The following is a 23,492-nucleotide window of genomic DNA, read 5'->3' as shown; positions in this document are numbered from 1 at the left end:
TACGCTTCCTAACGCTGGGTATTAATTTGCTTTCTTCCCATTCTTCGTAAACTTTACAATAATTATCTATTATACAAAATAGAGTTATGATACATCTTTTCATTGTTGAGTGCATATTTTTTTGATTCAAAATCTATGTAACTCAACACTCCTCTCTTGTAAATACCCTGCTTTATTATCTTTATTCCTTACACTCTTATCCTAAACTGGCGTTTAAAGAACTGTGGCAGTATTTATATAAAACACAATTTACTTCTGCTATTAACCCACCAATTAAATACCTGACATAATAGTTGCAAATACTAAAATATAATGTTAGAATGAAATAATGCTAAAAAAAGAAGATTTTAGGACATTATCAACGAGTGCACAAGCAGCTTTAAGAAAAGTTGCATTAAGAGCAATTGATAAAGGAGAAAAACAATCAGATGTATCAAATCTTATAGGAGTAACACGTCAGACTATTAGTAACTGGGTTAACAAAAGAAGAAGAGGTGATAAATATGCAATAACTGGCAAGTCTAGAGGAAGAAAGACAGGAGAGAAAAGAATAGTTAACCACCCTGCATTGCAAATGCAGGGCTTAAGATTATGGCATCAATGCCTTAGCTATAGCTAGTTTTCAACTTGAAAGTTTCCAAACTTATCATCTCTCGATTCATGTTTATCAATATAATCCTTGATCATTTGGTCAGTCACATTGCCTGTGGTTCTGACAAAATATCCAACAGCCCATAAGTGTTTACCCCAATACTGTTTCCGTAATTCTGGAAATTCCTGCTGAATCTTCCTTGAACTCTTTCCTTTTAGATACTGTACCACCTTACTAATACTTTGATAAGGTGGCACAGATACATAGATATGTACGTGATTTGAAGCTATCTTCCCTCTTAATATCTCTACTCCATTATCCTTACATATCTCTTGGGTTAGGTCCTTGACTCTCCTACCAATATCACCAACCAATATATTATATCGATATTTAGTCACCCATACTATATGATAAGTGCAATCGTAAACTGTGTGGCTTATCTTCTTGTAATACTGCATCTCTACATTCTATATGTTAAAACGACGCACTGCAAGTGCGGGGTTTTTCTCCCAAATTTGGGACAATAAATGAAATGCTGGGTAAAAAAATACAAGATTATATAAATCACTCTAGACCAGAAGATCACAATATCAAATCTGCACTATGGTCAAGAAAAGCTATTAATGCCCTGATTAAAAAATGCTGTGGTTTCTTTTTGCCATTAAGTACGATTGGAGAATATTTAAGAAGATGGGGATATACTGCACAAAAACCAAAGAAATTAGCTTATGAGCAACAGCCAAAACAAGTTCAAGTATGGCTAGATGAAGAATATCCCGCAATAGTAAAACAAGCACAAATGGAACAAGCTGAAATACACTGGTGTGATGAAGTGGGTATAAAATCAGAATGTCAGGTGTTACAGAGCTATTCTTTAAAAGGCAAAACACCCGTAGTTATTCATAAATCAAAACGATTTACTATAAATATGATATCAACTGTTACGAACAATGGTAAACTAAGGTTCATGTTATATGAAGATACACTAAAAACAGATATATTTATAGAATTTCTAAGAAGATTAGTGAAATCTGCAAGAAGGAAGATCTTTTTAATATTAGACAATTTAAAAGTACATCATAGTAAAAAAGTATACAGCTGGACAAATAAGCATAAAGATAAAATTTCTTTGTTTTTTTTTGCCTCCTTATACTCCACAACATAATCCAGATGAATACTTAAATAATGACTTAAAAAGAAATGTAAATAGAAAACATATACCTCTTACAAAAGATGAGTTAAAATACAATCTTAAATCTTATTTACGTTGCTTACAGAACAATCCTAAACATATACAAAAATTGTTCCAAGCCGATGATGTTAAATATGCCTCTTAAGTCAGGTATTTAATTGGTGGGTTAATAGATATCAAAACATACAGTAGAGTTATTAATAGATTAGTTCGTTTAGAATATGGAATTTATGGTGATTATAAAAATATACAAGGAAAATTATATGAGCTAAGATTTTTCTTTGGCAGGGGTTATAGAATATATTTTACTGAAAAAAATAACGAAATTATACTTTTGTTAAATGCAGGTGATAAAGAGATACACAAAGTAAAGATATTAAAAAAGCCTTAGAAATAATGGAAGAGATTTATAAATAAAGGGTTTAGATGGAAAAATTTACAGATTATTTAAAAGAAAAATTACAAAATGAAGAAACATTGGTAGCTTATATTAATGAGGCTTTAGAGCAATATTCTCTAGACCATAATAAGGAGTTATTTCTTGTTACTTTAAAAGAAGCTATTATAGCAAAAGGAGGAGTCGCCAAAATATCTAGAGAGGCTCATATAAATAGGCAGCATTTATATAAAATGTTATCTAGTAAAGGAAACCCAAGTTTTGATAATGTTGGAACTTTATTGAGTGTTTTGGGATTACAATTGAAAGTAGAGGTCTGCACACTTTAAATGTAATATTCCCAAATATCTAAATTAGTAACTTTAACAAGCCTTAGAAAATAGATAGTAATATTTTTTTTATGCAACAAGCGGCATAAATTTAAGGGGAATATTGCTTTTAGATTATATCTAATTTCTTTAATAATTTTTCTTCGTCTATTTCATTAAATTTTTTTGCCATTTTTACTAATTCTTGCTCGTTTGTTAAATTGGCATTTCTAACCAAATATTTTTTGATATTTTTATATTTTGCTGATTCTACTGAATTCCATGTCAAATTAAGAAAAATAAGAGTTGTATTTGCTTTTAAAGCTTTCTCGATCTCGCTTGCTCCTGTTTTATCTATATCGTTATTCCCAAGGTCAAGACCAATAAGAGTTTTATTAAGCTTAAGCAGTTTCGCAAGCTCTATAGCTCCGTCTGTACTTATATTATTACCAAACAAATCAAGCTGGATAATATTATTATCGCTTGCTAGCAATTTAGAGATTTCTTTAACATCTTTATCAGTTAATCTTTTTTTCGAAAGATTAAGAATATCACCGCCTTTTTTTAAATTTATTGCTTCTTCTGTAAAATCTTTTTCTTCTAAAAACTTTATTAAATTATCCATATATTTTGAGTTATATTATTATATTTACATCTTTTTTGTTATTAATTTAAATTTTAAATTGCATCCGTTAAATTCCTATTCTTGAAGCTATTATAGCTATTTATATTGTATTTGCAATGATATTAATATAATTTTTTCTACTTTTGGTTTGCAGTTGAATAGAATATCAAAAATTATAAATTATCTTATAAATAGTGAGATAAAACAGGAAACTAAAAAAGACTTACAAATAAAGAATTTAGGGGGAAGTTTACAAGTTAAAAGTGGAGATCTTCTATGTACTTTAACATGTGGTACCCGCGGCCGGACTTGAACCGGCAAGAGCTTACGCTCCACGGATTTTAAGTCCGTTATGTCTACCATTCCATCACGCGGGCAATTAAAAATACAATACTGTATTTTGCTAAGTGGACAGATTAATGAAAAAAAGAAAAAAAAGCAAGCACTTTTATTTATTAATTACATAATAATAAAAGTCTAATGTAGGCAAATCAAATTCTGCCTATAATATATTAACTAAAATAGTGACAAAATAGTAATAATATGATATAATTAACCTTAGAAAGTAATACTTTCTTTTGCATGTTATTGACAAATGCCGCAAGGTAAGATAGTTTTGCATAGTGAATTTTTTATTAATCTTAATATTAAATGTAAGTCTGACTTTAATTTTTTATTAAGCATAATTTAAATTCCAATAAGCAATTTCTATCTAAAAAGGTTTTTATGACTACAAATATAGTAGGTAAAGTTAAATGGTTTAATCCGACGAAAAATTTTGGATTTATTGAACAGGAAAATGGCGGCAAAGATGTGTTTGTACACAGATCTGCCGTAGATGCAGCAGGTCTTGCAGGTCTTAACGAAGGACAAGATGTAATTTTTGATCTTGAAGACAAGAATGGTAAAATTTCTGCAGTTAACCTCAGAATTAAATAAATATATTTGTACCAAAAACAGCTATCCAAAGTTTTCAAATTTTGGATAGCCTCGTCACCTTTTACAACAAAATATTAGATATTTTGTTTTGTCTTATAATAACCTTATACATGTCTTAAGCATTGGAATGGTTTAATGCTTAAAAGTAAAAAAATATCATAATTATGGTAATATTAACAAATAATTTTAAAGCTAATTAAAATCTTTATTTGCTGTAAATTATAAGATTTTTTTGAAATAGGTTCGCTATTACTTCGAATCAATTAAGGCTATTTTGTTAATATGCTATAGATAATTTAATGGCTGCTATTAGTGTATTCTTATAATACAAAAATAGTAAAGTCATTATTTTTTGCTGTGAGTTATTTTTATACAATCAATAATGTGCATATTTTAACTTAAACTTTATTGGATTATATAATGAAAAATTTTAATTTACCTGAAGAATTAACTACTACGCTTGAAGCGATGAAGATAACAGAGCCAACCGAAATACAAAAGCAATCGATTCCGGTTGCTATTGCAGGTTCTGATATACTTGCTTCTAGCCAAACTGGTTCAGGCAAGACTTTAGCTTACTTGTTACCAGTAATTAATGCATTTATTAAAGATAAAACTACTACTTTAATATTAGTACCGACAAGAGAGCTTGCAACACAAATCTGTTCTACCTTAAATAAAGTAACTACATCTTTCAAAATAAATAATGCAGTTTTGATAGGTGGTGAACCTATGCCTAAGCAATTTACGCAATTAAAGAAAAATCCTAAAGTAATTATAGGAACTCCTGGGCGTATTATTGATCATTTAAATCGTGGAAGCTTAAAAATTGATCGTATAGGTATAACTGTGCTTGACGAAATGGATAGAATGCTAGACATGGGCATGAAAGAGCAGTTAGAAGAAATCAATAAATTCTTGCCCGAAAAAAGACAAGTTTTAATGTTTTCTGCTACTATGCCAAAACATATTATTTCTCTTTCACAAAAATATTTAAATAATCCTGTACGTATTACAGTTGGTGCTACTAATAAAGCAGCAGCAGAAATAAAACAAGAGTCAGTACATATTACAGATAAAGAAAAATTTACTGAATTAAATAAGCAGCTTGGTGATAGAGAGGGATCGGTAATTATTTTTGTAAAAACAAAACGTTCTGCTGATCAATTAGCTAAAATGTTAAGATATGAAAATCATAAAGCAGAAGCTATACATGGCGATTTAAGTCAGCGTCAACGTGATAGAGTAATTTTATCATTCCGTAAGTCAAACCATAGAATAATGGTAGCAACTGATGTGGCTGCTCGTGGGCTTGATATTCCGCATACTCAACACGTAATTAATTATGATTTACCGATGTGTCCGGAAGATTACCTGCACAGAATAGGTAGAACTGGTAGAGCTGGTGCTAAAGGTAATGCATTATCATTTATTTCACCTGATGATGTTGTTAGATGGCGTGCTATTGATCGTTTAATAAATCAAGGCGAATCTACTCCTAGAAAAAGCTTTAGAAGTAACAAAAATAATCGTAAAAGATCATTTGGTAATAATAGAAGAGGCGATAACTCTAATAAAAGATTCGGTGCTGGCAATAAAAGAAGTTCTGAGAGTAATAGTAATAATTACAGTCAAAAAAGAAGTAAAGTATCTTAAGAGGAAAGTATGTCATCCCGCGACTTGTTTGCGGGATCTTGCAGACCATGAGATGCTGTGATCAAGGAATGAGCATGACGTTTCCAATCAATGCAATGGCACATAATTATAGGAGGATAAATTCATAATTTCTAATTTTTCACGATTACAAAATATATATAGTATTTTATTTATATTATTTATTTCGCTCCCTGGTGGTTTAATTTATTTACTTACCGGTTCGACGCTTTCTTTTTGGCTTCGAGAATCCGGTTTTGATAAAATTACCATCGGTCTTTTTAGTCTGGTTAACTTCATTCACATATTTAAATTTCTATGGGGACCGCTACTTGAAAAAATAAGCTTTATACCCTCAAATAGTCGTGGATATAAATATTGTTTAATCTTTTCACTGCTTAGCTATATTTGTTGCGTATATATTCTAACTGGCTTTAATCTCACTACTAATTTTATATCTTTCTCTTTGTGTTTGATAATTCTGGCATTTTTTTCCTCTATTTATGACATGCTTTTACAATCTTCCCAAATGCTACTTATTAATAATAAAAATTGGGGAATAAGTGAGGCAGCTTGCACTAGTGGGTTCAGAATCGGCATACTCATATCAGGTTCTGGTGCATTATATTTATCAACTATCATATCTTGGCAAGAAGTTTATCGTGTAATGGCGATTTTATGTGTACCATCATTATTACTAATTATTTTCTATCCGCTAAAGTTTAAAGAAAAAATAGCCGTTAATGATTTTGATAGATTTTGGCACGCTTTTTATGATTTTATCAAAAAACCTAAATGGCTAATAATTGTTGGCTTTATGCTTCTATATCGCTTGCAGGATAACTTTCTTTCGGTTATGCCAAATATGTTTTATCTTGATATCGGCTATACGAAAAAAGATTTAGCTCTTGGATATAAGGCTTTTGGTATGTGTGCTACTATAGCTGGAGGATTTATAGGTGGTTTTCTATGCCGAAAATATGAATATGCTTATATCTTTAGAAGAGTATTAGTTTATCATGCTTTATCTAGTATAACTTTTTTATTGCTCTATTCTTATAGTCAAACTATTACAACTCTTTATATAGCAGTGTTTCTTCAGGAATTTACCAAAGGGTTAACTATGTCGCCGTTTTTTTCTTACCAATTAAGATGTTGTAGCTCTAAATATTGCATAACGCAGATCGCCTTGATTACTTCTATTGCTTATATTAGCACTGTATTGTTTGGTAGTATTTCCGGTTACGCCGCTACTTATTTAGGTTGGGGATACTTTTTTGCTATTGCAGGCTTCTGCTTTATACCGGCATATATTCTAATCAGATATTTACCTAGAGTATAACTTTGTTAAAAATTCTTTTTTTGCTTTTCTACTAGGGTATAAAGTTTTAAGGAAAATAGTACCGTCATCTTCTTTTACATAAGGTACTACATATACTTGATCAGTTATTCTAACATAGAAAATTTTTTGTCCCTTATATTTAGCTTGATTATAATGTAATCTAATTCCTAACAGGTTACCGTCATTAAGTGACTGAATTATCTCGTCAAAGCCTATATTCCGCTCAAGTAATAATTTAGCATTTTTTTCATGATTATATCTAAATTTGGGCATAGTATTTTAGAGTTTAGTAGCGTCTGAGTGAATTAGCATGTTAAGATAAGTTTGATAAGGCAAGCCGTGCTTAGAAGCTTTGATTTTTATTGCTTCGATATCATGTTCTGCAACCCTAATAGTAATAGATCGCTTGTTATTAAGATGTGCCTTTGCAGCTTTTCGAAGCAAAGCTATTTCATTTTTATCATCAAATTTTTGATGCTTTTCAAAATTATCTTCAATATCTTGTTCGTAAGAATCTAATTTACTGCTCATATATTTACCCTACTTATATATATTATCATTTTATATTATGTAAATACTTTGTCAATACTTAAAATTTATTGCTCACATATTATATTGTAAAAATAGCCCTAGTAAGTTATAATAACAAGCAAATTTATTAAAGTAATTTTACTATGTTTATTCAAACTGAAGATACCCCAAATCCTGATGCGATAAAGTTTTTTCCTGGACAGGAAATAAGTACTCAGCCTATATTTTTTAGTGAGCGTGCTGAAGTAAAAGGAAAAAGCAAACTTGCAGAATCGCTATTTAATATCAATAATGTTAAATCAATATTTTTTGGTAGTGATTTTATAACTGTTACTAAAGAAGCTGAAAGTGATTGGCAAGTGATAAAGCCAGAAGTTTTAATGGTTATTATGGATCATTTCGTTGCGGGCTTTCCAGTATTTGAAGAAAGTGCTAAAGTAGATGATGTAAACCTTGAGGGGTTTTCAGACATAGAGAAGCAAATTATCGAGATTATTGAGACAAGAGTTCGTCCCTCTGTTGCACAAGATGGGGGTGATATAATTTATAAAGGTTTTGAAAATGGTGTAGTAAAGTTAGCATTACGTGGTGCATGTCTTGGCTGCCCTAGCTCTACTATTACCTTAAAAAACGGTATTGAATCGATGCTGAAACATTTCGTACCGGAAGTTATAGAAGTTGAAGCTGTTGAAGAGGAGTAAATTTCTTTTCTTTGAAGAATCGTATTTATACGATTCTTCAAAGAAACTTTAAAATAATGAATATTCAAGGTGGAAAGCGGTTCCCACCTTGAATATAAATTTAGTTTTATCTATTCTTCTTTTGCGTCATTAATTGTATCATCTTGACTCCAAATAACGTACTGTAACTTAACATCTTTTGGAGCATAAACTACGATAGGTAATTTGCTGTTATACCTTATAAATGCTTTATCACCCAAATATACATTTACAGGCTGCATAGTTGCTTTTACACCCGGGCATCCCATTAATGTAGTAATAGGATGGTCACCAACTTGATCTATTACGTAATAATTATATCCCCATCCATCTAAAGTTTTTTCCTCTAGCTTACCGCCAAACCTCATATTATTACAATCTTTCATTGCCTCTTTTGTAGCTTGTAATTTTACTTTTAAATTTTCCTCATTAGACTTGTTAGGTAAATGAATTACATAACGTTTTTGATCGCTGAGAGGTTCAGGGTAGGGTACAATATCCTTTAGTGATCTATTATTATCGGCTAATAAATTAATGCTGAAAAAACATAATATAAAGAATAGTGCAATTTTATTGTCCCAAATTTGGGAGAAAAACCCCGCACTTGCAGTGCGTCGTTTTAACATATAGAATGTAGAGATGCAGTATTACAAGAAGATAAGCCACACAGTTTACGATTGCACTTATCATATTGTCATTGTCAAATAAAAAGGGACCACTAAATTACGTAAAAAAGGGACCACTTTATTTAAAATTTTTTATGTCATATTACCTCCAGATTTATAGTTATTAATACGATAACTTTTACCTGTGATGTTTAGTATATGTGCATGATGTACTACTCGATCAATAATTGCATGAGTTAATAACTCATCAGCAAATATTTCATTCCATCTTTCAAAATCCTTGTTTGTGGTGATAATGGTAGATTTATTTTCATATCGTTTAGCAATAATATTAAAAAAATCATCTACTGAATGTTTTGGTAATTGCTTAAAACCTAACTCATCAAGAATTAATAAGTCAAATGATAAGAGTAATTTAACTTTTTTGTGATAGCTATTATCTGCTCTTGCAATATGTAAATTATAAAGCATATCCGATACCGTAGTAAAATATACAGAGTATTCTCGTGTTAAAGCTTTTAATGCTAATCCAATAGCAAGATGAGTTTTGCCAGTTCCAGAATTACCTATGAATATGACATTGCCCTTAGTATTAATATAATCACAAGTAGATAAATCACTTATTACTTTGGTATCAATACTTGGTTGGAACTGAAAATCAAAGTCTTCTAAATTTTTAGTTACCGGTAATTTAGCAGCATTTTTACGACGACGGTAATTATTATACTTACGGTGAGATTTTTCATCTTCACATAATAGTGAGAGAAATTCTTTAAATCCTAGTTTATTATTTTGAGCATAAATAATCCTTTCATTTAAGCTATTGACTATACCTGATAATCTAAAACTACGTAGGTCATTAAGCAAGTTCTGCATTCTGACCTCCAAACTCTGGCAATGGTAAGTTTACTGCATTACTATTTAAGATATTCTTAATTTTAGAGTAAGAACTTATACCGTAATGTAATGCTCTATGACAGGCTTTATCTATTAACTCATCATTGTAAACCTTACGTAAAGAAATAATACCTCTGGCACAACGTTGCCAATCATTTACTCGTGTTTGTTGTAATAACTCTAATAATAAACTGCAATTATTGCCTATCTGCTGCATTTGTTGTTGATAATGTTCGCTATATTCTATAAAACCTGGGCATAGACGTTTATATTTGGCATAATGAGACGGATTAGTGGTAAATATTCCTTTGCCATCTACTCTAACGTGCCTTGCTATTAAATCATTTTGTATAGAAAATATTTGAACAAGGTTTGGTGATAATTGTACCAATACTTCACTGTATATATATTTTGCTGGTACGGAATAATAATTATTATCTATGGTGATATGACAATCTTTTGCTACTTTTCGATTATGCCACGATGATAAATCAAACGTTTCTAATGGTAAGGGCATTAAATTATTACTTTCTTCTTGCTCAAATAGTTCCTGAGGAATTTTTTTAGTAGTACCATGTATTCGGTTATTTGCTTTATTTAACCAGTTTGCAAGATCGTGTATTAATTCTTCATATCTATGAAATTTACGTCCAGCAAAAAAATTATTTTTGACATACTTTATGCCTGATTCTACTTTGCCTTTTTCTTGAGGTTGATATATACGACAAGGAGAAAGTAAAATCCCATAATGATCAGCTAAACGTTTGTATTCCTTCTGATATACAGGCTCATAGAAATTGCTATCTACCACCCCAGCTTTAAGATTATCAAGTTTTATTACTTTTGGACTACCAGCAAAATAATTAAATGCATTGATATGACATTGTATCCATGTTTTACAACTTTGATCAAACACTACTTCATAATAATCAAGGCGACTATAGCTTAAACGCATATTAAACACATATGCTTTAACTCTACGCCCTTGGGCATTATACTGTAAGCCTATGTCACCAAAATCTACTTGTGCTTCCTCTCCTGCTAAAGTATGAAAACGAATGCAACTGTTATTCTGAATCTTATATTTTTTGATATAACGGGTTAGCGAACCATAACTTTTTGTATAACCTTGAATTTTTAACTCTTCAAAAATTCTTATGTAACTTAGATTCTTTTCTAATAACTCAATTATAGCTAACACGGGAAGGTTTGTACCATTGCTGCTGTTATTGCATCACGAAAATCTTTAAAGTTTTTAATAATTTTTCTCAGGTAATTTTTAAAATTAGCCCAACAGTGTTCGATAGAATTTAAATCTGGAGAATAGACCGGTAGATAAATAAGAGTACAACCCGCTTTTTCTATTAATTCCTTTACCAACAGTGACTTATGAATACTCGCATTATCCATTATTACAAATTGTCCAGGTTTGAGTGATGGGCATAATAGCTCACCTACCCACTGATTAAATAATTGCTTATCAATATAACCGGAATGCTCTAATGGAGCAATTAATTCTTTGGTGCCCTCATTATAACCAGCAACTATATTTACTCTCTCAGTAGCAAAACCTCCTTGCTCTGCGTAAGATCTGGCTCCTCTCTCTGACCATCCGTACAACATGGTTATATTATTACTTACCCCCATTTCATCACAATACACAAGTTTGTCAGATGCTATTTTATCAATATATTCTACAAATTGTTTTCTGGCTTCTTCATTCCTGCCTTTGTATTTTGGCTCTTTTTTTTATATGTAATCTTCATTCTATGAAGCGTGTCATAAAATGTGCTCATTGGTAGCTCGGGTGCTACTGCATCTCTTATATCTATAGCTCGGCTATCAGGATTCTTTGCTAAAAATTCAATTATATGCTCCTTATTAGTAAACCTAGCATCACGTCCACTTTGCATATGTTGTCTTGAGCTGTAGTCTCCATTTTCTTTATAACGTCTAATCCAATTTGATATCGTATGACGCTCTATACCCAATAAGTCTGATATTGCTTTTATTCTATATTTAGAAGTATTGTGCAGACTGATTACCCTATCTCTTAAATCCTGACTGTATGCTTTCATCTCTACCATAATTAAAAGCTTTATCTTATATGATTCTAAGGAATAATGCTAGTCGCGTTAGCTATATTTGTTCGTGCCAAGAATCCAGTGCTGAAGATCGTTCATAGGGTGCAGGATATTCTGTACCAGACTCTACGTAACGATTTATTATTTTTCTTACTGTTTTACGGTCTATCCTTGTTAGTTTGGCAATATTTCTTTGACTGTTGCCTTGCTTATAAAGGGTGATAATTGTTGTGTACATATTTATTCTTATCATTGTATCACTAGATATTTATTTTAATTAATTATCTAGTGAATATTGCACATTATAACCTTATTAGGTTACACCAAATTCTCTGGTCCCTTTTTCGTGCAATTTAGTGGTCCCCTTTACTTTAGCAATGACATCATATAGTATGGGTGACTAAATATCGATATAATATATTGGTTGGTGATATTGGTAGGAGAGTCAAGGACCTAACCCAAGAGATATGTAAGGATAATGGAGTAGAGATATTAAGAGGGAAGATAGCTTCAAATCACGTACATATCTATGTATCTGTGCCACCTTATCAAAGTATTAGTAAGGTGGTACAGTATCTAAAAGGAAAGAGTTCAAGGAAGATTCAGCAGGAATTTCCAGAATTACGGAAACAGTATTGGGGTAAACACTTATGGGCTGTTGGATATTTTGTCAGAACCACAGGCAATGTGACTGACCAAATGATCAAGGATTATATTGATAAACATGAATCGAGAGATGATAAGTTTGGAAACTTTCAAGTTGAAAACTAGCTATAGCTAAGGCATTGATGCCATAATCTTAAGCCCTGCATTTGCAATGCAGGGTGGTTAACTTGTCATAGTTAGTACCTCAATCTATGATGTCAAAAGTATGCTGATAAATTTCATTAATTGGGAGACCTATAGCATTAATATCAAATTTAAGTGACGGTTCAACTTTACTGCTTGCATTATGAATTCTAAAATTAATACTGAAACCCCGATTAAACACTATAGTTTTAGAATAAATTCCTCCATTTTTAGTATTTATAGTATTAATACAACTAGGATAGTTAGTTTTTTTAGTGCTAAGGGTATTATTAAAATTATATGCTTGAATAATAGTTTTATTTGAGTTGTAAGATATTATTTTATAAAAATCATATCGTCCTATTAAATAAGATACTAAATCTTTACAAACATTTCTAGTTTTTTCTTCATTAATAGAGCAAAGCCTTATGATCTCATTAGACCAAGCGTTAAGTATAGGCCAATAATATTTGTCAACCTTATCAGGTAAATCTTCCCATAAAGCAGTCTTATTTGAAAAAGTTCTAATTTGCCTTAAATCTTCAAACAACGGCTTTATAATTTTCCAATATTCAGTACTACATCCATTATCATCAAGACCCCATCTTTTTACAAAGTCAATTGAACCAGAAAGTCTAGAATGCTTTAATGCTTGATGGTTTGTTTTACAAGATATTCCTATAGTAATATTTTTAGCTTTAATCAGAATATCTCTAACATCTCCTTTTGCTCCCGCTGAACCATTATTAAATTCAATTATTCCACCATATTCAATTGTTAAAGACTTTGTTTCTTTTTTATAATGTGATCAATAGATATTTGAGCTGCTTTGATAAACTCTAATTGTTTTTTAAAGCTAATGGAATTATAAGCTTTTTGAGCGACATTTGAAGCAGTATCATTTTTAATTGTAAATCCTGTTAATTTAGATATTTCAGATATAACTGCCCATTCAAAGGCTAATCCATTATTAGTTTGTATTGACATCAATTATATATAATTATTTAAAGTAAATAATTATATTACAAAGATAATACAAAAATACAACTCAAAGTTTAATCGTTTCTAATAGTAACTAAATCTTTTTTTATTGCTTTAGCTATATGATATGCAAGTTCAACCGGAACAGCATTGCCTATCATCTTATAACCATCTTTAATATTAGTATAAATAAATTTATAATCATCAGGGAATGTTTGGATTCTTGCACATTCACGTATGGTCAAACGACGATATTTATGTTCTTGTCCTTTAACAAATTCTCGTTTTTCTTGACCGGCAATTTTAATCATTTTTGGTGCTTGTGGATGAAAAGGAATATGTCTATAAGTAGCAAGAATTGTAAAAGATTGCTCGTCCCAATTTCTAACACGGTTTCTTGACATAAAAATAGGAGAGTAACCTAGTTCTAAAAATTCATGATTATCTATTGTATTAACCGCTCCAATTTCTAAATGAGCTAAATCACCTATAGCTTGATCTAACGTAATTTTAGTTTTTAGAGTTTCGGGAAATTGAAATTTTTTATTTAATGATTGATGATAACCAACAATAAAAACTCGTTCCCGATCTTGTGGTACTCCATAATCACTTGCTTTTAATAATTTCCAGCTTATTTCATACCCTTCTTTTTGGAACATTTCTATTATATTCATAAAAGATTTTATATTTCTTGAATGAATTATGCCGTGAACATTTTCTGCCACAAAGAATTTAGGTCTTGTATGACGGATGACTCTAATTTGTTCATGAAATAACATGCCTCTGGGATCTTGTAATCCACGTTTTGCTCCTGCTTCTGACCATGATTGACAAGGTGGACCACCGATCACTCCTGTGATTTTATTAGGTATTTCTTGGTTTGGTACATTTAAAATAGAACGTTTGTCAAGTTGAGTATCAGGAAAATAGTTTTGATAAGACGGAGTAATAGTTTTATCATATTCATTTGCCCAAATAGTTTTAAAGCCTATATCCATCCCACCAGCACCTGCAAATAATGAAATTAATGTAAAATTAGATGTACCTTTCATTCCAATTAGTTTTAGTTTTAATCCCTTTTCTTTCTTAGGAAAGCTGGTATATCGTGAATGTCAGATTCTTTAGTCTCTTCATCGGACATACCAACTACAACATTTTTTCGTTCCGGGATTTGATTATTATTCTGTGTTCGCAGAGATCCCCACATCCTTACAAAGAAAGATGATTTAGGAGTTTCTCCAACATCATTAGTAAGACTTACCCTTGGTTCCATATCATCGTTGGTTGGATTAGGATTTTGGTCTAGAGAGTCAGCAATTTCTGCTTCGTCGTTACTATAGCTGTTAAAATTAGGAATTTCTTCAATATGAACAGGTTGATCTCCTTGAGTAGATTGAGCTCTAAGTTTTGTATCCTCATCTTCTTCGGTAGATAAATCGGTAGCACTAGAATTAACAGGTTTATAAAGTGGTATTTTATCTGCATCAATGCCTGTTGCAACAACTGAAACTCTAATAATCCCTTTTAGCTCAGGATTAAATGTTGAACCAAAAATAATATTAGCATCTTTATTATTTACTTCTTCTCTAATTCTATTAGCAGCGTTATCGACTTCAAATAAAGTCATATCTGGTCCGCCTGTAATATTAATTAATACACCTCTAGCACCGCACATTGAACTATGATCAAGTAATGGATTAGAGATTGCAGATTCTGCTGCTTTAGTAGCTCTATCTTCACCACTAGCCTCGCCTGTACCCATCATAGCTTTGCCCATTTCACTCATAACAGCTTTAATATCAGCAAAGTCAAGGTTGATAAGACCTGGCATAATCATTAAATCCGTGACACCTCTGACCCCTGCGTGCAGTACATCATCTGCCATTTTAAAAGCATCAGCAAAAGTAGTTTGCTCGTTGGCAATACGAAATAAGTTTTGATTTGGTATCACGATTAAAGTATCAACAAATTGTTGTAAATCTATAATTCCTTTATCGGCAGTTTTCATACGATGCCCGCCCTCAAAATGAAAAGGCTTAGTTACTACTCCAACTGTTAAAATTCCAAGTTCCTTAGCAATTCGTGCAATAACTGGTGCAGAGCCAGTACCAGTACCGCCGCCCATACCTGCCGTAATAAACACCATGTTACTATTTTCTAGATAATTGCGAATTTCGTTTTCTGATTCTTGTGCAGCTTCTGCTCCAACTTCAGGGGCAGCTCCAGCACCAAGACCTCTAGTTGTGGAGACGCCCAGCTGTATTTTGTTTTCACAGCGAGAATATTCTAATGATTGTGCATCAGTATTAGCTACTACAAAATTAGCTCCTTGTAGGTTAGCACCAATCATATTATTTACTGCATTACTACCTGCACCCCCAACGCCAAAAACTGTAATACGCGGTTTTAATATTATATTTTCTGGTGCTTTTATGTTTATTAAAGCCATGATAATCGTTTATTTATATTATTATGATTTAAGTATAATAGAAGATTTAGAAATTTCCATAATCTTTTAAGAAAATTTATGAATGCTACCAGTCAAGATTAGTTTTTGCAGCAAGTTCTATCGCTTGTTCTATAGTAAAATCTTGACCTAAAGGAAAAACAGCATAAGGATTTTCTATATTTCCGTTAAATCCTAGTTCTCCTAAAACTAAAGCTGATGCATCACAAGAAAAATCACTAGCCTCACCTTTTACGCTATTCGCAGCATCGTTAAGGGCGAGATTTGTAGGCCATTGATACCATATTGTAGTATGTGGGTTATATAATTCTTTAACACCTGAAACGCCATATTTTTCAATTTGCTTAGCTATTTTCAAGGCATTTTCGTCTTGTGCTTCAATTTTGGGCTTAAGTGTTTCGAGAGTATTGCTTGCTCTTTCAAGTGGATGCTTGTGATATTCATTAAATGTATCAACTACTTTATTGTGCAAATCACATATTGCTTCATAATCTTTCTTGACCTTATCATTTTCATCAAAACGCTTAATATTTATATCAATCCATCTATCAGGTCCGGTAACTACTATTTCATTCTTAAAATTTAATGTGATATTTTTTGTGTTATAAGCTATATCTGCTAATTTAGCGGAGATTTTTGGTAAATCCAGAAAGTTATATACACCATGGTACAATGTAACATGGCATTTATTATGTTTATGCTCAAGACCTTGCGGTCCTAGTTGTTTAGCAAGTTTTGTATTTATATCTGTAAATTTTTGTGCTACTTCAGAGCTTGGTAAGATAGCTATCGCATATTCAACATAAGGATCTGTCATTAATTAACTCCATATAACATTATATCTTTAATGTAATAGGTTTTATTTAGATTAGCAACTTTTGTTTGAAATGTTTAATGGTGGAACACCATTATGATGTTATTGTGTGGATCGAAAGTCGTCTTCAATTTAGCGTTGTTGTATGGCTTGAAAAATACCCACTATGTCATTCCAGAGTGAGTCTTGCTTGCGTGGATACCAAATCGTCTGAGCTACGCGACTGCAAGGAGCGTGACAATCCAGAAAAAATAATAAAAAATGTTATAAAGTTAGCATTTTTTTACTTCCTTGCTTCGTCAATTACTTCGTAATTTCCTCGCAATGACGACTCTCGATCCACGCAACAATGCCTGCCGTGGCTTGGGAACTAGGTCCAGAAAAATAACTAAAAATATCAATATTATTGATATTTTTAACTGGATCCCGTGAATAAATCACGGGATGACAGGGCTGTAATGCCGACTCTCGATCCATAAAAAAGATAACCATTATTGTAGTATATTCTGAGTTTTTTTAATTCATCTTCTACTTTCGTCTCTAAGTTCTTTTATAGTATATAGTGCTAGTGTTTTATCTTTATTAAATTCCATTATTTGTTCAACTATATCTTCTGTTTTTATTTTGGGTTTTTTAGTTATTGGTGAAAGTACAGCAACCAGTGTATTATGCTTACAAATAGTAATTTGTTCTCTTCCTTTTATATTTCTAGTAAATGAAAAGTTAATAGACGAAGTTTTATTTGAAAAAGAGCTAGGAGTCTGTAGACTGAGGAACGGAGTGTACAAAAGTACATGAGTACCGAAAGGGCTACAAAGACGACTCAGCCAATTTTTCAAATAAAACGAGTATACACGTTGTATTAGATTAGAAAAATGTGTTTTTGCTTCTAACAGATTAATTTGATTAGATAAATTTTGCTTCATATAAGTGATATTATAAATAGACTAGCTTATACTAGCCTATTTATGATACCTTGTAAAGAGAAATTAATGTTGTTTATACAACCTAAGATTGTCTAACCATTTTTTCAGGTACTACTATTTTGTTAAATTCTTCTTCCGATAAAAGATTAAGTTTTTTTGCGGCTTCTTTTAAAGTAATTTCGTGCTTATGAGCTTCTTTAGCAATTTTGGCGGCATTATCATAGCCAATATGCGGATTAAGAGCGGTGACAAGCATTAAAGATTTATCACGTAAATCGTTAATACGGGTTATATTAGGCTCTATCCCGTCCACACAGTGAGTGACAAAGCTATTTGCGGCATCCGATAGTAGCTCGATAGATTGCAAAATATTATATATTATTACTGGTTTAAAGACGTTAAGTTCAAGATGTCCGTTTGAGCCGGCAATAGTAACTGTAACATGATTTCCCATAACTTGAGTGCAAACCATTGTTAAAGCTTCGACTTGTGTAGGGTTTACCTTACCTGGCATAATTGAAGAACCAGGCTCATTTTCTGGTAAATGCAACTCACCAAGACCACATCTTGGACCTGATCCGAGCAATCTTATATCATTGGCTATTTTCATCAAACTAACGGCTATAGTATTAAGAGTGCCAGAAAATTCTACAAGTGCATCATGGCTAGCCAAGCTTTCAAATTTATTAGGTGCTGTTTTAAAAGGTTGTTTTGTAAATTCTGCTACTTTTTCAGCAAATTTTATATCGAATCCTTTACGTGAATTGATGCCTGTTCCAACTGCTGTTCCTCCTTGGGCAAGTAGATAAACTTTTTTTAATGCGTCTTCTATTCTTTCTAAAGCATATTCTATTTGTGTAATATATCCGGAAAATTCTTGCTTAAGTGTTAGAGGAGTTGCGTCTTGTAAATGGGTGCGTCCAATTTTTATAATGCTGTCCCAATCTTTCGATTTATCTTGTAAAGCTGTGAGTAAATTATTTAAAGCCGGTATTAGCTTTTCTTTAGTTGCAAGCACGGTTGCTATATGCATAGCCGTTGGGAATGAATCATTTGATGATTGTCCTTTATTGACATGATCATTAGGATGTACAGGAGATTTACCACCTTTCATGCCGGTTAACTCCTCATTTGCAATAGAGGCGATTACCTCATTCATATTCATATTTGTTTGCGTTCCAGAGCCTGTTTGCCAAACTACTAAAGGAAAATTATTGCTAAATTCACCATTCAAAATTCTGCTTGCAGCTTTATCTATACTTTCAGCTATTTTAGGTTCTAGATCACCAAATTCGAGGTTAACTTTTGCAGCACATTTTTTTAATATAGCAAGGGAGCGGATTAGAATTTCTGGCATTTTTTGTTTGCCTATTTTGAAATTTTCTAATGATCTTTGTGTTTGTGCTCCCCAATAAAATTTGTCTTCTATTTGAATTTCCCCAAAAGAGTCGCTTTCTGTTCTATAGTTTGTCATAAATCGTTAAATGTTATATAATTATTTATTTTATTCATAAAATGATCACTGATGGCATTTAAATCTAATTGCTCGGATAATTTAGCAAAACTATAGTATAATTTGTCTTTAATGGAAGCTTTTTTTAGATTTTTGGCAATAAAACCGATTGTGTTTTCTATCATGATTAAAACTATAAAATTTTTGCCAATTTTCGTCATGTGCTTGTTCGGGTGATTGAGGGTAATCTGTATGTAACGGTTTAGCAATTACTGCTTTGCCTTGATATACTTCAAATAGTGTATCACTAATTAATTTTTCATGTTTTAAATTATTAATTACTTTGTCGAGAAAATTACTTAGAACAATATTTGTAATTTCTCTTTCTTTATACTCATCTAAGAATATATTAAGTTGCTTTTCAAAGCTCTTAAACGCCAGTTTAGGATAAGAGTGTAAGGAATAAAGATAATAAAGCAGGGTATTTACAAGAGAGGAGTGTTGAGTTACATAGATTTTGAATCAAAAAAATATGCACTCAACAATGAAAAGATGTATCATAACTCTATTTTGTATAATAGATAATTATTGTAAAGTTTACGAAGAATGGGAAGAAAGCAAATTAATACCCAGCGTTAGGAAGCGTAGGAGATCAGGGAGTTTAAGGCTTTCAGAACTATATAACTATAGTATTATATTTTTATATATCTCCATGCAAAGATTTTAAGAATTATTATTTATATCATCTATCATGTAAATATAGAGGATATTTTAGTCTTCCTAGTTACAGTCGGATAATCCAGTTGTGGCCAAGATTAGTATTACCTTTAACTATAATGTTACAATTATTTACAGGAGATGAGACTGGTATATATTTTGTTGATTCAACCAAATTATCGATATGTCATGCAAAACGTACAAATAATAATAAAGTGTTTAGTGGCATTGCTAAAATAGGTATGAGTAGTTACGGATGGTTTATGGGATTTAAATTACATATTGTAATTAATAATAAAGGTCAGATTATGGCAATTAAAATAACAAAGGGTAATGCTAGTGATTTATCTGCTGTAGACTCAATTACCAAAGGATTATGGGGTAAATTATTTGGAGACAAGGCTTATATTTCTAAGGAAATGTCCGCTAAATTATTTAGTCGTGGGCTACGGTTATTTACTGGGATTCGCAAGGATATGAAAAATCATTTATTAGATATAGAAGATAAAATACTCTTAAAAAGCAGATCAATAATTGAATCAGTATTTAATGTACTAAAAAACAGCATGAACCTTGAACATTCAAGACATCGCTCCCCTATTAATTTCTTAGTTCATATACTTTCTTGCGTAAATGCTTTTAATTTCAATAAATCTAAAAAATTTCTAACACTACTTGCTTATCCTCAGACCTCCTTATCCTAAACTGGCGTCTTAATAATTTGTTTGTTTTGTAATATATTTTGTGACATAACGCTACCGATTAGAACTAAATTAATAATAGTAACGTGATAGAATAAATCTTATCTAATACTGAAAAAATAAAGAACAATGATAACGCAAATAGTAGTTTACGTTATCATTTTAATAAACATATATTTAAGTAGACTAAATATTTATAAGGAAGTAAATAAAAAACAATATTTGATTTGTTAAAAATATTTCAACTTTGTTAATGATCCCATAGTGAGTGAAAAATTATAGAAGCGGCATTTGATACATTAAGGCTTTCTACTTTATCAGAAATAGGAATTTTGGCTAAATGATCACAATTTTCTTGAACCAATCTTCGCATGCCTTTATCTTCCGAGCCGAATATTAAAGCTATTTTATCTGAAATTAATTTATCGGTAAAATAATCATTGGCTTCCCCAGTTAGCCCTATAACCCAAAAACCATGTTTTTTTAGGTAATTTATACAAGAGTTTAGATTGGTTACTTTAATAATTTTTATTAATTCTAAAGTTCCACAAGCTGCTTTAGCTATAGTGCCATTTTCATTAGGTGAATTATCTAGTGGTAAGATTATAGCATCTATATTAAAAGCTGCTGCACTTCGAATAATTGCCCCAATATTTTGTGGATCAGTTATTTGATCAAGAATTGCAATCTTACATTTTGGATTTTTTATGTTGATATCTTCTATATTATAGGAAAAAATTGGCTTAACTTTAGCAGCTATTCCTTGATGGGTTTGGTTTTCTAACAATTTAGATAAAACATCATTATTAACAATTTTATAAGGCTTGGAGCTTATTAATTTTTTATTTGTATCAAAGATCATTTGAGTGCATAAAATATCCTCAATTTGACGTTTTGGATTGTTAAGAGCTGAAAATACAGGATGTTTGCCATAAATATAGTAGTAATTTTTAGAATCCAGCTTTTTATTTTGCATGTTATTGAAAACCTTTGGTAATTTGTTCTTGACAGAAACTACTATTTATTATAGAAAGTTACAACTAAATAAATGTGCAAGCTGCTATTTGTTTATTTGATGATTCGGCGAGAAGTTTTATTAAGTCCTAATACTAATTTATATTGTCTTTTAAAGTGAATTAGTCTATTTAATACAGTAAAGTTCTTTAGGAGGGGTGGTCGAGTGGTCAATGGCAGCAGACTGTAAATCTGCCCGCGTAAGCGTTCGAAGGTTCGAATCCTTCTCCCTCCACCACTTGAATGGTTCAGGGAAGCATATCATTTTTTAAACTTATCATTTTATATTATAAATTATATTTAAAAATAAAATATAATCGTGTATAATTGTAAGTCTGAATAAAATTGGTGTTAGTTGCGGGTGTAGCTCAATGGTAGAGTTCCAGCCTTCCAAGCTGGCTGTGTGGGTTCGATTCCCATCACCCGCTCCATTAAATATAGTGGTGACAAATAAATTTAGCAAAAAACGCACTTTAAATTAACTTGTATTAAACTTAAAAAATTGTAAGAGAGTAAAAATATGGCAAAAGCAAAGTTTGAAAGAACCAAACCGCATGTTAATATCGGTACTATCGGTCACGTGGATCATGGGAAAACTTCTTTGACAGCAGCAATAACAATGGTGCTTGGAAAAGATAATAAAGATATCAAAGTTAAAAAATATGATGAAATTGATGCCGCTCCTGAGGAAAAGGAAAGAGGTATAACAATATCAACTGCTCACGTAGAATATGAGACTAAGAGTAGGCACTATGCACACGTAGACTGCCCAGGACATGCTGACTATGTAAAGAACATGATCACAGGTGCTGCTCAAATGGACGGTGCTATACTAGTTGTTTCTGCTGCTGATGGTCCAATGCCACAAACTAGAGAACATATATTATTAGCAAAGCAAGTTGGCGTACCTAAAATGGTAGTGTTCTTAAACAAAGTTGATATGGTTGATGATCCTGATCTACTAGAATTAGTGGAAATGGAAGTAAGAGAATTATTATCAAAATATGATTTCCCTGGTGATGAGATACCAATAATTAGAGGTTCTGCTCTTCAAGCTTTAGAAGGAAAGCCTGAAGGTGAGAAAGCTATTCATGAATTAATGGATGCAGTAGATAGTTATATACCACAACCTACTAGAGAAACTGAAAAGCCTTTCTTAATGCCTATCGAGGATGTGTTCTCTATTTCAGGAAGAGGAACAGTTGTAACAGGTAGAATTGAAGCTGGTAAAGTTAAAGTGGGTGAAGCTGTTGAAATAGTTGGAATAAAAGCAACTCAAACTTCTACATGTACCGGTGTTGAAATGTTTAGAAAGCTTCTTGATAGTGGTGAGGCTGGGGATAATGTTGGTATATTATTACGTGGTATAGATAGAGAAGCTGTACAAAGAGGACAAGTTCTTGCAAAACCTAGTAGTATAACACCTCACGATGAATTTGAAGCTGAAGTATACGTGCTTAGTAAAGATGAAGGTGGACGTCATACTCCATTTACCAATAACTATCGTCCACAATTCTATTTTAGAACAACAGACGTTACAGGTACAATAGAATTACCGGCTGATAAACAAATGGTTATGCCTGGTGATAATGCTACTTTCAAAGTTAAGTTAATTTCTCCTATTGCTATGCAGCAAGGTTTAAAATTCTCGATTCGTGAAGGTGGTAGAACAGTAGGTGCTGGTGTAGTTTCTAAAGTAATTAATTAGTCTATTTTATAAATACC

General features: G+C 31.7%; 29 protein-coding genes, 3 tRNA genes and 4 pseudogenes. 14 read left to right on the top strand and 22 right to left on the bottom strand.

Annotation, left to right across the window (positions count from 1 at the left end; genetic code table 11):
- The first annotated feature begins 328 nt into the window (after nt 1-328).
- A complete protein-coding gene (locus AAGD54_RS07100) occupies nt 329-619 on the top strand; it encodes a helix-turn-helix domain-containing protein (RefSeq protein ID WP_341794469.1) in 291 nt (96 codons plus the stop codon).
- Here AAGD54_RS07100 and tnpA (AAGD54_RS07095) read toward each other — a convergent pair.
- Nucleotides 616-1,050, bottom strand: coding sequence for an IS200/IS605 family transposase (gene tnpA / locus AAGD54_RS07095; RefSeq protein ID WP_341794258.1), 435 nt, complete (start codon nt 1,048-1,050; stop codon nt 616-618). The two genes, AAGD54_RS07100 and tnpA (AAGD54_RS07095), sit on opposite strands and share 4 nt — an antisense overlap.
- Before the next feature lie 35 nt (nt 1,051-1,085).
- On the opposite strand from tnpA (AAGD54_RS07095), the gene AAGD54_RS07090 reads away from it, so the two are divergent.
- Genes AAGD54_RS07090 through AAGD54_RS07075 form a run of 4 tightly spaced genes read left to right on the top strand, consistent with a single transcriptional unit; the run spans nt 1,086 to nt 2,510 of the window.
- Nucleotides 1,086-1,757: an IS630 family transposase gene (locus AAGD54_RS07090; protein WP_341794468.1), complete on the top strand. Its 672-nt coding sequence runs from the start codon at nt 1,086-1,088 to the stop codon at nt 1,755-1,757.
- Complete coding sequence (locus tag AAGD54_RS07085) at nt 1,732-1,929, top strand: hypothetical protein (protein ID WP_341794467.1); 198 nt, start codon at nt 1,732-1,734, stop codon at nt 1,927-1,929. The genes AAGD54_RS07090 and AAGD54_RS07085 overlap by 26 nt, the downstream gene beginning before the upstream one ends.
- 12 nt (nt 1,930-1,941) lie before the next feature.
- Nucleotides 1,942-2,175: a type II toxin-antitoxin system RelE/ParE family toxin gene (locus AAGD54_RS07080; protein WP_341795202.1), complete on the top strand. Its 234-nt coding sequence runs from the start codon at nt 1,942-1,944 to the stop codon at nt 2,173-2,175.
- A gap of 35 nt (nt 2,176-2,210) precedes the next feature.
- The gene (locus tag AAGD54_RS07075; RefSeq protein ID WP_341788311.1) at nt 2,211-2,510 is read left to right on the top strand and encodes a transcriptional regulator; all 300 of its coding nucleotides are present in this window, start codon (nt 2,211-2,213) and stop codon (nt 2,508-2,510) included.
- A gap of 109 nt (nt 2,511-2,619) precedes the next feature.
- Here AAGD54_RS07075 and AAGD54_RS07070 read toward each other — a convergent pair whose 3' ends face one another.
- Nucleotides 2,620-3,114, bottom strand: coding sequence for a hypothetical protein (locus AAGD54_RS07070; protein ID WP_341794466.1), 495 nt, complete (start codon nt 3,112-3,114; stop codon nt 2,620-2,622).
- Between the two features lie 291 nt (nt 3,115-3,405).
- Nucleotides 3,406-3,491: transfer RNA gene (locus AAGD54_RS07065), tRNA-Leu, on the bottom strand.
- Between the two features lie 349 nt (nt 3,492-3,840).
- Between AAGD54_RS07065 and AAGD54_RS07060 the strand changes: the two genes are divergently transcribed.
- The 3 genes from AAGD54_RS07060 (at nt 3,841) to AAGD54_RS07050 (ending at nt 7,048) form a co-directional block, all read left to right on the top strand.
- A complete protein-coding gene (locus AAGD54_RS07060) occupies nt 3,841-4,053 on the top strand; it encodes a cold-shock protein (RefSeq protein WP_016948370.1) in 213 nt (70 codons plus the stop codon).
- 420 nt (nt 4,054-4,473) lie between these two features.
- Nucleotides 4,474-5,709: a DEAD/DEAH box helicase gene (locus AAGD54_RS07055; RefSeq protein ID WP_341794465.1), complete on the top strand. Its 1,236-nt coding sequence runs from the start codon at nt 4,474-4,476 to the stop codon at nt 5,707-5,709.
- A gap of 124 nt (nt 5,710-5,833) precedes the next feature.
- A complete protein-coding gene (locus AAGD54_RS07050; RefSeq protein ID WP_341795201.1) occupies nt 5,834-7,048 on the top strand; it encodes an MFS transporter in 1,215 nt (404 codons plus the stop codon).
- Here AAGD54_RS07050 and AAGD54_RS07045 read toward each other — a convergent pair.
- Together AAGD54_RS07045 and AAGD54_RS07040 are read right to left on the bottom strand one after the other, a co-directional pair.
- The gene (locus AAGD54_RS07045; RefSeq protein ID WP_341788308.1) at nt 7,034-7,321 is read right to left on the bottom strand and encodes a hypothetical protein; all 288 of its coding nucleotides are present in this window, start codon (nt 7,319-7,321) and stop codon (nt 7,034-7,036) included. The two genes, AAGD54_RS07050 and AAGD54_RS07045, sit on opposite strands and share 15 nt — an antisense overlap.
- Nucleotides 7,322-7,327: 6 nt before the next feature.
- Entirely contained in the window at nt 7,328-7,579 is a 252-nt protein-coding gene (locus AAGD54_RS07040; RefSeq protein WP_016947847.1) for a CopG family antitoxin, read from the bottom strand.
- Nucleotides 7,580-7,722: 143 nt separating this feature from the next.
- Here AAGD54_RS07040 and AAGD54_RS07035 point away from each other — a divergent pair, with 143 nt between their 5' ends.
- Nucleotides 7,723-8,280 carry a NifU family protein gene (locus AAGD54_RS07035; RefSeq protein ID WP_341788307.1) on the top strand — a complete coding sequence of 186 codons (558 nt, stop codon included), beginning with the start codon at nt 7,723-7,725 and terminating at the stop codon, nt 8,278-8,280.
- Between the two features lie 110 nt (nt 8,281-8,390).
- Here the strand turns inward: AAGD54_RS07035 and eco are convergent, their stop codons facing one another.
- The 6 genes from eco to AAGD54_RS07005 all read right to left on the bottom strand — a co-directional run bounded on the left by eco (nt 8,391) and on the right by AAGD54_RS07005 (nt 12,143).
- Nucleotides 8,391-8,924, bottom strand: a complete 534-nt coding sequence (eco, locus tag AAGD54_RS07030) for a serine protease inhibitor ecotin (RefSeq protein ID WP_341794464.1) — start codon at nt 8,922-8,924, stop codon at nt 8,391-8,393.
- A gap of 132 nt (nt 8,925-9,056) precedes the next feature.
- A complete protein-coding gene (istB, locus tag AAGD54_RS07025; RefSeq protein WP_341794375.1) occupies nt 9,057-9,800 on the bottom strand; it encodes an IS21-like element helper ATPase IstB in 744 nt (247 codons plus the stop codon).
- The gene (gene istA / locus AAGD54_RS07020) at nt 9,784-11,022 is read right to left on the bottom strand and encodes an IS21 family transposase (RefSeq protein WP_341794463.1); all 1,239 of its coding nucleotides are present in this window, start codon (nt 11,020-11,022) and stop codon (nt 9,784-9,786) included. Before istA ends, istB begins: the two co-directional genes overlap by 17 nt.
- The gene (locus tag AAGD54_RS07015; RefSeq protein ID WP_341795144.1) at nt 11,016-11,510 is read right to left on the bottom strand and encodes an IS630 family transposase; all 495 of its coding nucleotides are present in this window, start codon (nt 11,508-11,510) and stop codon (nt 11,016-11,018) included. The genes istA and AAGD54_RS07015 overlap by 7 nt, the downstream gene beginning before the upstream one ends.
- A 5-nt stretch (nt 11,511-11,515) precedes the next feature.
- Nucleotides 11,516-11,908: an IS630 transposase-related protein gene (locus AAGD54_RS07010; protein ID WP_341794304.1), complete on the bottom strand. Its 393-nt coding sequence runs from the start codon at nt 11,906-11,908 to the stop codon at nt 11,516-11,518.
- 52 nt (nt 11,909-11,960) lie between these two features.
- Nucleotides 11,961-12,143, bottom strand: coding sequence for a helix-turn-helix domain-containing protein (locus AAGD54_RS07005; protein ID WP_341794462.1), 183 nt, complete (start codon nt 12,141-12,143; stop codon nt 11,961-11,963).
- A gap of 149 nt (nt 12,144-12,292) precedes the next feature.
- Between AAGD54_RS07005 and tnpA (AAGD54_RS07000) the strand changes: the two genes are divergently transcribed.
- The gene (gene tnpA / locus AAGD54_RS07000) at nt 12,293-12,676 is read left to right on the top strand and encodes an IS200/IS605 family transposase (protein ID WP_341795195.1); all 384 of its coding nucleotides are present in this window, start codon (nt 12,293-12,295) and stop codon (nt 12,674-12,676) included.
- Nucleotides 12,677-12,755: 79 nt separating this feature from the next.
- Here the strand turns inward: tnpA (AAGD54_RS07000) and AAGD54_RS06995 are convergent, their stop codons facing one another.
- From AAGD54_RS06995 to AAGD54_RS06955, 10 genes and pseudogenes are all read right to left on the bottom strand, one after another.
- A complete protein-coding gene (locus AAGD54_RS06995; RefSeq protein WP_341789238.1) occupies nt 12,756-13,397 on the bottom strand; it encodes a HaeIII family restriction endonuclease in 642 nt (213 codons plus the stop codon).
- A 74-nt stretch (nt 13,398-13,471) separates the two neighbouring features.
- The gene (locus tag AAGD54_RS06990) at nt 13,472-13,681 is read right to left on the bottom strand and encodes a hypothetical protein (protein ID WP_341788304.1); all 210 of its coding nucleotides are present in this window, start codon (nt 13,679-13,681) and stop codon (nt 13,472-13,474) included.
- 68 nt (nt 13,682-13,749) lie between these two features.
- Nucleotides 13,750-14,727: a DNA cytosine methyltransferase gene (locus tag AAGD54_RS06985; RefSeq protein WP_341794461.1), complete on the bottom strand. Its 978-nt coding sequence runs from the start codon at nt 14,725-14,727 to the stop codon at nt 13,750-13,752.
- A gap of 17 nt (nt 14,728-14,744) precedes the next feature.
- Nucleotides 14,745-14,888: pseudogene (locus tag AAGD54_RS09475) on the bottom strand (cell division protein FtsZ); the annotation flags it as partial.
- 239 nt (nt 14,889-15,127) lie between these two features.
- Nucleotides 15,128-16,124, bottom strand: a pseudogene (ftsZ, locus tag AAGD54_RS06980) (cell division protein FtsZ); the annotation flags it as partial.
- An 85-nt stretch (nt 16,125-16,209) separates the two neighbouring features.
- The gene (locus AAGD54_RS06975) at nt 16,210-16,959 is read right to left on the bottom strand and encodes a hypothetical protein (protein WP_341788301.1); all 750 of its coding nucleotides are present in this window, start codon (nt 16,957-16,959) and stop codon (nt 16,210-16,212) included.
- Between the two features lie 518 nt (nt 16,960-17,477).
- Nucleotides 17,478-17,684: a type II toxin-antitoxin system Phd/YefM family antitoxin gene (locus tag AAGD54_RS06970; RefSeq protein WP_341795200.1), complete on the bottom strand. Its 207-nt coding sequence runs from the start codon at nt 17,682-17,684 to the stop codon at nt 17,478-17,480.
- A gap of 123 nt (nt 17,685-17,807) precedes the next feature.
- Nucleotides 17,808-17,882, bottom strand: a pseudogene (locus tag AAGD54_RS06965) (type II toxin-antitoxin system Phd/YefM family antitoxin); the annotation flags it as partial.
- A gap of 82 nt (nt 17,883-17,964) precedes the next feature.
- A complete protein-coding gene (fumC, locus tag AAGD54_RS06960; RefSeq protein ID WP_341788300.1) occupies nt 17,965-19,356 on the bottom strand; it encodes a class II fumarate hydratase in 1,392 nt (463 codons plus the stop codon).
- A pseudogene (locus tag AAGD54_RS06955) lies at nt 19,353-19,776 on the bottom strand (hypothetical protein). Before AAGD54_RS06955 ends, fumC begins: the two are co-directional and overlap by 4 nt.
- Before the next feature lie 239 nt (nt 19,777-20,015).
- Here AAGD54_RS06955 and AAGD54_RS06950 point away from each other — a divergent pair.
- Nucleotides 20,016-20,756: an IS982 family transposase gene (locus AAGD54_RS06950; protein WP_341795150.1), complete on the top strand. Its 741-nt coding sequence runs from the start codon at nt 20,016-20,018 to the stop codon at nt 20,754-20,756.
- A gap of 247 nt (nt 20,757-21,003) precedes the next feature.
- Here AAGD54_RS06950 and rlmB read toward each other — a convergent pair whose 3' ends face one another.
- Nucleotides 21,004-21,729: a 23S rRNA (guanosine(2251)-2'-O)-methyltransferase RlmB gene (gene rlmB / locus AAGD54_RS06945; RefSeq protein ID WP_341788299.1), complete on the bottom strand. Its 726-nt coding sequence runs from the start codon at nt 21,727-21,729 to the stop codon at nt 21,004-21,006.
- Nucleotides 21,730-21,919: 190 nt separating this feature from the next.
- Here rlmB and AAGD54_RS06940 point away from each other — a divergent pair.
- The 3 genes from AAGD54_RS06940 to tuf all read left to right on the top strand — a co-directional run bounded on the left by AAGD54_RS06940 (nt 21,920) and on the right by tuf (nt 23,475).
- Nucleotides 21,920-22,005, top strand: a tRNA-Tyr gene (locus tag AAGD54_RS06940).
- Nucleotides 22,006-22,124: 119 nt separating this feature from the next.
- Nucleotides 22,125-22,198: transfer RNA gene (locus AAGD54_RS06935), tRNA-Gly, on the top strand.
- 89 nt (nt 22,199-22,287) lie between these two features.
- On the top strand, nt 22,288-23,475 hold the full coding sequence (gene tuf, locus AAGD54_RS06930; RefSeq protein WP_341794459.1) for an elongation factor Tu: 1,188 nt from the start codon (nt 22,288-22,290) through the stop codon (nt 23,473-23,475).
- Nucleotides 23,476-23,492 lie beyond the last annotated feature (17 nt).

The organism is Rickettsia endosymbiont of Rhinocyllus conicus (assembly GCF_964026465.1).
In the GTDB taxonomy this organism is placed as follows: Bacteria; Pseudomonadota; Alphaproteobacteria; order Rickettsiales; family Rickettsiaceae; genus Rickettsia.
Note: the sequence above shows the minus strand (reverse complement) of the source record. Positions and strands in the feature narration are given on the sequence as shown.